Raw genomic sequence first — 7,823 nt, 5'->3', positions numbered from 1 at the left:
ATCCCGATCTTATAGGCAGGTTACCTACGTGTTACTCACCCGTCCGCCGCTAGCTTACCCCGAAGGGTAAACCCGCTCGACTTGCATGTATTAGGCACGCCGCCAGCGTTCGTCCTGAGCCAGGATCAAACTCTCCATAATAGTAAAACTATTTGAAAGCTTAATTGCTCATTTGCGTTGCTAGCGAGATTTTGCAATCTCTTTTTTGAACGATTTCTCGTTCGTGCTTACTCACTCGTTGTTCAGTTTTCAAAGATCAATTTCTTTCGTTCACTGCCGTGTTACCGAAGCAGCGAGAAGTAATATACCATACTGATTTTTATTTTGCAACTAGTTTTTTTCTAGTTACTTTCACCAGCCTGTCTTGCGGCCGGAGTGATAATATACCATGATTATTAAACGTATTGCAATGTTTTATTTTTCCAATTCAAAAGTTTTTTTAATATAACCGAAAAAGGCAAATTCCAAATAGGAACCGCCCTTATTTATTGTTTACTTTATAGAGATTCTTTTTAAAAACTACATGACTCTTGGTTTTGTGGGATCACAATTCGGCGGGGGAACAACTCCGCTTTGTGACAACTTCATTAAATAGTAGCACTCTTCGCGATACATATGATCCGGCACGAGAGGGTTAATCCGCGATAACAGCTCTGCACTTAGACCAAGCTCCTCGACTTCTTTCAAGAAAGCCATGAAAATAGACATTTCCATATTAACATCAGAATGGAATTTGATAATTGAAGGGTAACTGGCTCGCAATGTACGTAAATAACCTGTTAGTTCAATCGCTTTTAAATAAAACGCATTGAAATTCTTTTCAAATTGCTCGCTTTTCTTGATTAATCTCTTCTCTACCAAATCCAAGTTCATCGCAATAATTGCCGCATGACCAGCAGCATCAATCAGCCAAAGCAAATCATGATGCAAGGGAGCATACTTCGGGACCGGCTTACCCTCCAGGAGCACGATAAGTATTTTGAAGTACTCTTCAAGCTCATTCAACATATGATTGAGAAAAGTCGGTGTTAATCCAAGCTTTATTTGCCCGAGTAAAAGACGATCCAGAAGATTCAGTTTATACTCACATAAATTGGCTGTTAAATCGTATGCTTGTTTGTTTAATTGAGCCAAATCGGCAACTTCCTTCAATCGCGCCATACCAAGAAGTTGATCATATTGGTTTAAAAACCAATCCCTGTTACTTTTAAGATAAACCGAAAAAAAGACGCCTCATGGCGTCATAGCGGGCAGCAACTACTTTTCGTATATAGAAGCTTCTCCAGAATCTCATCATATTTGTGAAAGGGTTAATCCTTACCCTCTTATACGATCAGCTTTAACCTTTGGCATAACCACTTTATATCGCCCCCAATATTGCGTTCCGATCACTCCTGCTAGAATCATCACAGAGCCGACCAAGTGATAAACGGTTACTTTTTCCCCAAGAAAAAGGGCCCCTGCAGTTATCGAGACGATCGTTGATAAATTAGTGAACACGCTCATTTTTGAGGCTTCTATCTTGGATAAGACATAGTTACCAGTCAAAGCTGTCACTAGTGAGGACAACAAGCCTAGGAAGAGAATGGCCATAATAAACGACGGTTTAGACAGCGGCGAAAGAAAGGCATCCATTGTCCCCGCACTTGCATGACTCGTAAGCGAAATTACAAGAAAGGTAGCAAATCCGATACCGAGCATAAAATAACTGATCTCCACTGGGCTAAACTGTTTCGAAAGCGAACGAGCCATAACGCTGTATCCAGCAAACGCCACACAAGTAAGAACCAATAGGATGATTCCTGTCACGTTTGACAAATCTACCGTGCTCCCTTTCATGATGAAAATAAATAGAACGCCAAATACAGAGAGAAAAATAGCTAGCTTCTGCAAGATGTTTGTTCTTTCCTTCAGAAACATTGAAGCAAACACCATCGTTACGATGGGCGTGAATGCGTACAGAATGCCTCCCTCTGCCGAAGAAGTATGCATCAGCCCATACGCTTGAAGTGTAAAAAAACCCAGTGGATAGGTTGTTGCGAGCAGAAGCGCTTTGGCTAGCGGCTTGCCACGGTAATTCAGCTTAACGAAACCAAGTGCAACCGGGATAGACAAAACTGCAAACGAAACGGCAAAACGGTAGGTGAGCGTATCGAGTGGGTGAGCGAGATCAAGAGCTATTTTGGCAAACAAGAAAGAAAATCCAATGATTACTGCATTAAGTACGGCAAATATATAGGCAAGTTTGATTCCTTTTCGGTTATTCATATTTCTCCCCAATCTTAACGGTTTTATGGTACTTTATTGGTAATGGTGCCGGCCGGCTGTTGGTATAAGCATAGAACGAATGCTATCGCACTACAATCATTTTACCAACCAACTGTACCGGTACAATTAAATGGCAGGGGGAAATATTTATGCATAAATATTCTCATATTTTTAATGACATTGAACGACAAATTGAGAATGGACATATACGATCCGGACAAAAGCTTCCCTCAATAAGGGAGCTGTCCATCACCTATTCTTGCAATAAAAGCACAGTCATTCGTGCCTATACGGAGCTTGAGAAGCGTCATCTTATTTACTCTATCCCCCAAAGCGGGTATTATGCGGTACAAAAGAGGACAGATGCCTTCCATCCAGCGGAACACTTGGTCTATGATTTCTCTTCAGGTGCTCCAGACCCAGAGTTGTTTCCTTATCTCGATTTTAAACATTGTATAAATAAAGCGATTGATACCTATAAGAACGACCTGTTCGTGTACGGAACTCCGCAAGGACTGCCATCGTTATTGAAGGTGTTAACTAAGCATTTGGCCAATTATCAGGTGTTCACGAATCCAAGCAACATACATGTTACATCCGGCGTGCAGCAAGCTTTGTCCGTCTTGGCTTTGATGCCATTTCCGAATGGAAAACGAGGGGTGTTGCTTGAACAACCGAGTTATTATTTGTTTATACGCCTTTTAGAAATGTATCAAATCCCTGCTTTTGGCATCACAAGAACAGCCAGCGGCATCGACCTAGATGAATTAGAGCGCATATTCCGTACAGAGGATATTAAATTCTTCTATACCATGCCCCGCTTCCATAATCCTCTCGGTAGTTCTTATTCGGAACAAACGAAGAAAGCTATTGCCCAATTAGCCAAACGCTATGACGTCTACATCGTAGAAGATGATTATCTGGCTGACTTGGAGAACGATACGAAATCTGACCCCATTTTCGCTTATGCTTCAAACCATGTTGTTTATTTAAAAAGTTACTCGAAGATCTTGTTCCCAGGATTACGAGTTGGCGCAGCCGTTCTCCCTACAGACCTCACGCTCACTTTCAGCAACTACAAGAAATTATCGGACATCGACAGTTCCATGCTCTCGCAAGCAGCATTAGAAATTTATATTCAGAGTGGTATGTTTGAACGGCGCAAGCGTAAAATCAGAGATTCTTATTCACGTAGATTGATGCATCTGAATAAATCCTTACTTGCAAACAGTGACACTGTATACCTATCTCCATCTGAAGTGACTTCGGGTGTGTACACCCATATCATCGTCCCAGCTCAACTGCACATCCCCACCCTGTTGGATAGATTGCGTAAGAAACGTGTTATTCTGCAGGACCTCCAACCATATTACTTATCTGCGTTTGGTGCCGAGCATTTGTTAAGTCTTAGCGTAACGCAAGTATCCGAGGAACGGATCGAAGCCGGGGTACGACTTATTGCGGATGAGATCAAGCGTATGCTTGGGTGAAGCGGAGCTCCTTCGAATTCCGGAGATGATCAACTTCCTTTTCAAAGCAAAAGCCCTTCTGATTACTTTCATCAGAAGGGCTTTATTTTATTTGCACATTCATATGCTAGGAGATTCCGAAAAGAAGCAGGTCCCAAACCGAAGCAAAATCCTGTTCAATCGTGTCTGCTGACCACTCTTTCGCATGTGCAGGATGATGAAAACGTGAAGTGGCGATAAAAATGGCTCTCGCAGTAACCTTTGGTTCAGTGGTTCTGAACTCCTTGGATTTCATTCCTTCTTCGATAATACGGGCAATCTGATCGATTAATTGATTGACGTGCGTATTTATCATTTCGACTGCATCTAATGTAACAGCCGCGTACATGGCAAACATTTCGGAATCATTAATTGCATAAGTCTTCTTCGTTTGGATCAAGGTTTCAAACCAGGTGCGCAAACGCTCTCTAGCACTGCCACCAGACTGGACGGCAATAGCTTCTAAGGGATCTAAAATGATTTTGTGCAGCCATCGCTCGGTCACCGCCTCTCTTAATGAGGCTTTACTTGCAAAGTGTCGATAAAGTGTGCCGTGGCTAACTTGAAGTGCTCGAGCCACATCGACAACGGAAGTTTTGTCAGGTCCATAACGCCGCAACACCTGTTCCGCCGCGTCTAATATGGCTTCCTTCGTTAATGGAAGATCATTGGACATAGTGGGCCCCCTCTCTAGTCATTCAATCATACCATAGTAGGTATCAAAAACAAAATGACAATATCGTTATTCTGTATTATGTTCCATTCTTATGGAAGGCTTCCAAACTGCTGACATAAAAGTTAAATTTATTTATGTAATGTTATCTAACATAAATATAGTTAATTCCTATTATTTTATGACTCTGTCAGATCTTTGGAAATAAACGATATTATTTAAAAAACGTAGAATTATAGAGTAAATGACCGTATTTCGAATGTATTATATGGTTGTCGTATGTATCGCTTGAATGGACGCGCCATGAAAGCTGGCAAGGCCGATTGGACAACCCCGTTCGATTTAAAGTCCATCACCAAGGATAAACTGCCGACTGTTGAAATTGTTTATAGCTACCAAGAAGCAAGTAGCGGAGCCATTAACGGCTTCGTTGCAGACGGTGCCAAAGGGATTGTTACTGCCGGTACAGGCGCAGGCGGTATTTCTACCAAAATGAGTGCAGCCCGTGCAGAAGCTATTAAAAAAGGTGTCTTCTTCGTTACAACAACAAGAACGGGTTCAGGCACAATGTATCCGGGAACGACGGATGGCATCTTTGCCGGTGACAACCTGAATGCACAGCATGCCCGCCTTATACTTCTTCTTTCACTGGCATTCTCGAGTGATTATGACACGATCAAAGGCTGGTTTGCGACTTACGGTACTCAGAGTATTGGCGTGGATCCGTCCGATATCTCGAAACATTGGGCAGAAGTAACCATCGTGAAAGCGATCAAAGACGGCATCGTCTCGGGCTACCCGGACACTTCGTTTAAACCGAACAAGAATGTTACTCGCGGAGAATTTGCAGTCATGCTGATGAATGGTCTGAAGCCGGCTGGTGAAGGGGCGAAGCTAGCCTTCGCCGATGAGAAAGAGATTGGTACTTGGGCTAAGAACGCCGTTGCGCAAGCTCTCAAAGCAGGCTTCATCCAAGGCTACGACGATGGCACATTCCGACCAAATGAACCGATTACCCGCACGGAAATGGCGTCCATGATTGCAGGTGCGATGAATCTGAAAGCTGATTCTTCTGCAGCTACAGGATTTACCGATGATCAAGACATCCCTTCATGGGGCAAAGGCGCTGTCTTTGCACTTAAGCAAGCAGGTGTAGTTAGCGGCAGTGAAAACATCCAATATGTTCCGAGCGGCTCTACAACAAGAGCTGAAGCTGTAACGGTCATTATTAACATGCTGAACAAGAAATAATTTTATCGTAGCGTTGGTAACAAAAAAACTGAGCTCCATGGCATCATGGGCTCAGTTTCTTGCCGTATATTTGATTATCGAATTACGTTGTTAGATATTTCGCTGATTGTTTGGATTTCATTTGAAGTAAGCTTTAATTCCATTGCTTTTACATTTTCTTGGGCATGATGAATTTTGGAAGCACCGGGAATGGCAAATACCGTTTCTCCGTGAGCGTTAATCATCCAGTTCAAAGCGATCTGTGTAGGAGAAGCATCGTATTCCATAGCTAGCTCTTCCAAATGATCGATGAGTGGCTTTGATTTCCGAAGTCCCGATTGTTTAAACGAAGACGTCCATTTCCTAGGACCCGTTATTCCCTTCACCAGATTAGAATTCTTATGAAATTTGCCGCTCAGAATTCCTTGCTCTAAGGGAGAGTAAGCAATAATTGCAATCCCTAGCTCTTTAGCTGTATCCAAAATCCCATTCTGCTCAATACGCCGGTCTAATAAGCTGTACTTCACTTGATTCGAGGCTAAAGGAAGACCATACTCCTTCAGCACTCGGTGGGCTTCCCGCATTTGCTTTGCTGAATAATTACTCACGCCCACGTTTTGAATTTTACCTGCTTTGACCAATTGAGCCATGGCGTTCATTTCACTTGCTACGGAAGAGAATGAGTAAGGCTGATGGACTTGATGCAGGTGGATGGTGCGATGATCTAAGTATCGAATGCGCTCATCAATTGTACTTACAATGCTTCCAGCTGTGCGAAATATCGGCCACCATTTTGTAGCAATTCGAGCGTCATTCCCCAAAGCCCCTGAATCGCGGAGAGCTTTCGAAAGCATTTGCTCCGACTGTCCTTTACCATACACTTCCGCTGTATCAAACCAATTGATGCCGCCTTCAAGGCTAATCTTAACGATTTTCAGCACATCATCGGCACCCAGCACAGGCCAAAACTTGCCTACAACTCCTTGCCCATTGCTAAACTGCCAGCAGCCAAGTCCGAGTGGAGAGAGCTCTAAATTCGTGCTTCCCAGTTTACGGAGTAATCTTATTTTCTCCATGACACTCACCTTTTTTTCAAATTGAACGAGGGCTATCACTTTTGGAAGAATTTAGTACAGCTTAACACTACTTTGCTTCCTAAAAAAAATCAACCTGGGACTTAAAATTAAGTGTTAAGTCGCTCCTCCAACTGCTGCATATACAAGCTGTGCGTTAAAACATGCTTGCTCCGTTCATTCAATAGCTAACAAAGCCAAGGCGCGTAAAATGCTCCCAAAATATGAGCAAAAAGAACCTTCAAAACCACCGCAAAAGTGGATCTGAAGGCTCTTTTTCATCATAAATCTACCTATCTATTGGGGGGGGAGAAAATAAGATTATTCCGTTTGCGTTTTCTTCAGATATGCCCGCCATGTAATACACCATTGCTTTGGATCGTCGAAGCTGGAATGGTCGATGCGGTGCACTGTGCTGCGTGTTGGCGCATTTTTGACGATTTCCGGGCTTTCGTAGGCTTCCTTCGAAATTTGTGCCAACGCGTTGATATATTCGTCGAGGTCTTCCTTGGAGTAAGACTCCGTTGGCTCCAAAGTAAACGGCTGCGGGACGACGTACGGATGATGACTGGTCCAATAGTGCAGACCGAAATCGCACATTCTGTGCGTCACATCCTCCGTCGTAACGCCCGTTTCCTGCGCCATCTGTTCCCAGCTGTAACGCACCTGCTCCAAGCGGTTGCCCTTGACGTACGGAGCGGATGCACCGCGAATTTGCAATATTTTATGATACAAATAGGGCTCAAAACAGAAATCAGTGCTTGACGGTATGAACTACGGTTGAAAATGGAAAAACATCTGCCAATCCAGTATTGTTGTAAGTCCTACCAAACAACAAAAGGAATAGACAGATGCAAATCCAGTATATCAGTGAAATGCTTAACATACCAGAGTTACAGATTCACCAGATTTTGCCGATGAATGCAGATGAAATACAGATTGAAGCGGTGCCTATGGCCTCAAAGCAATGCTGTCCGATTTGTCTATCAGATGAAGCCGTCACGCTTAAAGGGAGCAACGGTTTACGTACTGTCCGGCATCTGCCAGCATTTGAAAAAAAAGTAGTCCTTT

At 43.2% G+C, this 7,823-nt stretch carries 6 protein-coding genes, 1 rRNA gene and 3 pseudogenes; 3 read left to right on the top strand and 7 right to left on the bottom strand.

The genetic code is table 11. The features are described from left to right. The 4 genes and pseudogenes from G519_RS0137105 to G519_RS0137095 form a co-directional block, all read right to left on the bottom strand. Positions 1–141 (bottom strand): 16S ribosomal RNA (locus G519_RS0137105); the annotation flags it as partial. Positions 142–519: 378 nt separating this feature from the next. Continuing rightward, positions 520–1,008 carry a DUF2935 domain-containing protein gene (locus G519_RS46510; protein WP_327195618.1) on the bottom strand — a complete coding sequence of 163 codons (489 nt, stop codon included), beginning with the start codon at positions 1,006–1,008 and terminating at the stop codon, positions 520–522. Continuing rightward, positions 985–1,185, bottom strand: a pseudogene (locus G519_RS53835) (DUF2935 domain-containing protein); the annotation flags it as partial. The pseudogene G519_RS53835 and the gene G519_RS46510, both read right to left, overlap by 24 nt. Before the next feature lie 132 nt (positions 1,186–1,317). Continuing rightward, positions 1,318–2,268 carry a DMT family transporter gene (locus tag G519_RS0137095; protein ID WP_029198858.1) on the bottom strand — a complete coding sequence of 317 codons (951 nt, stop codon included), beginning with the start codon at positions 2,266–2,268 and terminating at the stop codon, positions 1,318–1,320. A gap of 149 nt (positions 2,269–2,417) precedes the next feature. Between G519_RS0137095 and G519_RS0137090 the strand changes: the two genes are divergently transcribed. Next, complete coding sequence (locus G519_RS0137090) at positions 2,418–3,758, top strand: aminotransferase-like domain-containing protein (protein ID WP_029198857.1); 1,341 nt, start codon at positions 2,418–2,420, stop codon at positions 3,756–3,758. A gap of 106 nt (positions 3,759–3,864) precedes the next feature. Here the strand turns inward: G519_RS0137090 and G519_RS0137085 are convergent, their stop codons facing one another. Next, positions 3,865–4,452, bottom strand: a complete 588-nt coding sequence (locus G519_RS0137085; protein WP_029198856.1) for a TetR family transcriptional regulator — start codon at positions 4,450–4,452, stop codon at positions 3,865–3,867. A 300-nt stretch (positions 4,453–4,752) separates the two neighbouring features. Between G519_RS0137085 and G519_RS53395 the strand changes: the two genes are divergently transcribed. Next, positions 4,753–5,700, top strand: a complete 948-nt coding sequence (locus G519_RS53395; protein WP_127528329.1) for an S-layer homology domain-containing protein — start codon at positions 4,753–4,755, stop codon at positions 5,698–5,700. Positions 5,701–5,774: 74 nt separating this feature from the next. Here the strand turns inward: G519_RS53395 and G519_RS0137075 are convergent, their stop codons facing one another. Next, positions 5,775–6,755 (bottom strand): aldo/keto reductase, encoded by a 981-nt coding sequence (locus G519_RS0137075; RefSeq protein WP_029198854.1) that lies wholly within the window; start codon positions 6,753–6,755, stop codon positions 5,775–5,777. A 318-nt stretch (positions 6,756–7,073) separates the two neighbouring features. Then, positions 7,074–7,490, bottom strand: a pseudogene (locus G519_RS0137070) (aminomethyl-transferring glycine dehydrogenase subunit GcvPB); the annotation flags it as partial. Positions 7,491–7,603: 113 nt separating this feature from the next. Between G519_RS0137070 and G519_RS51840 the strand changes: the two are divergent. Continuing rightward, a pseudogene (locus G519_RS51840) lies at positions 7,604–7,823 on the top strand (ISL3 family transposase); the annotation flags it as partial.

This window comes from Paenibacillus alginolyticus DSM 5050 = NBRC 15375, assembly GCF_000422905.1.
Classification (GTDB): domain Bacteria; phylum Bacillota; class Bacilli; order Paenibacillales; family NBRC-103111; genus Paenibacillus_E; species Paenibacillus_E alginolyticus.
This window is presented reverse-complemented; position numbering and strand designations above follow the sequence as displayed.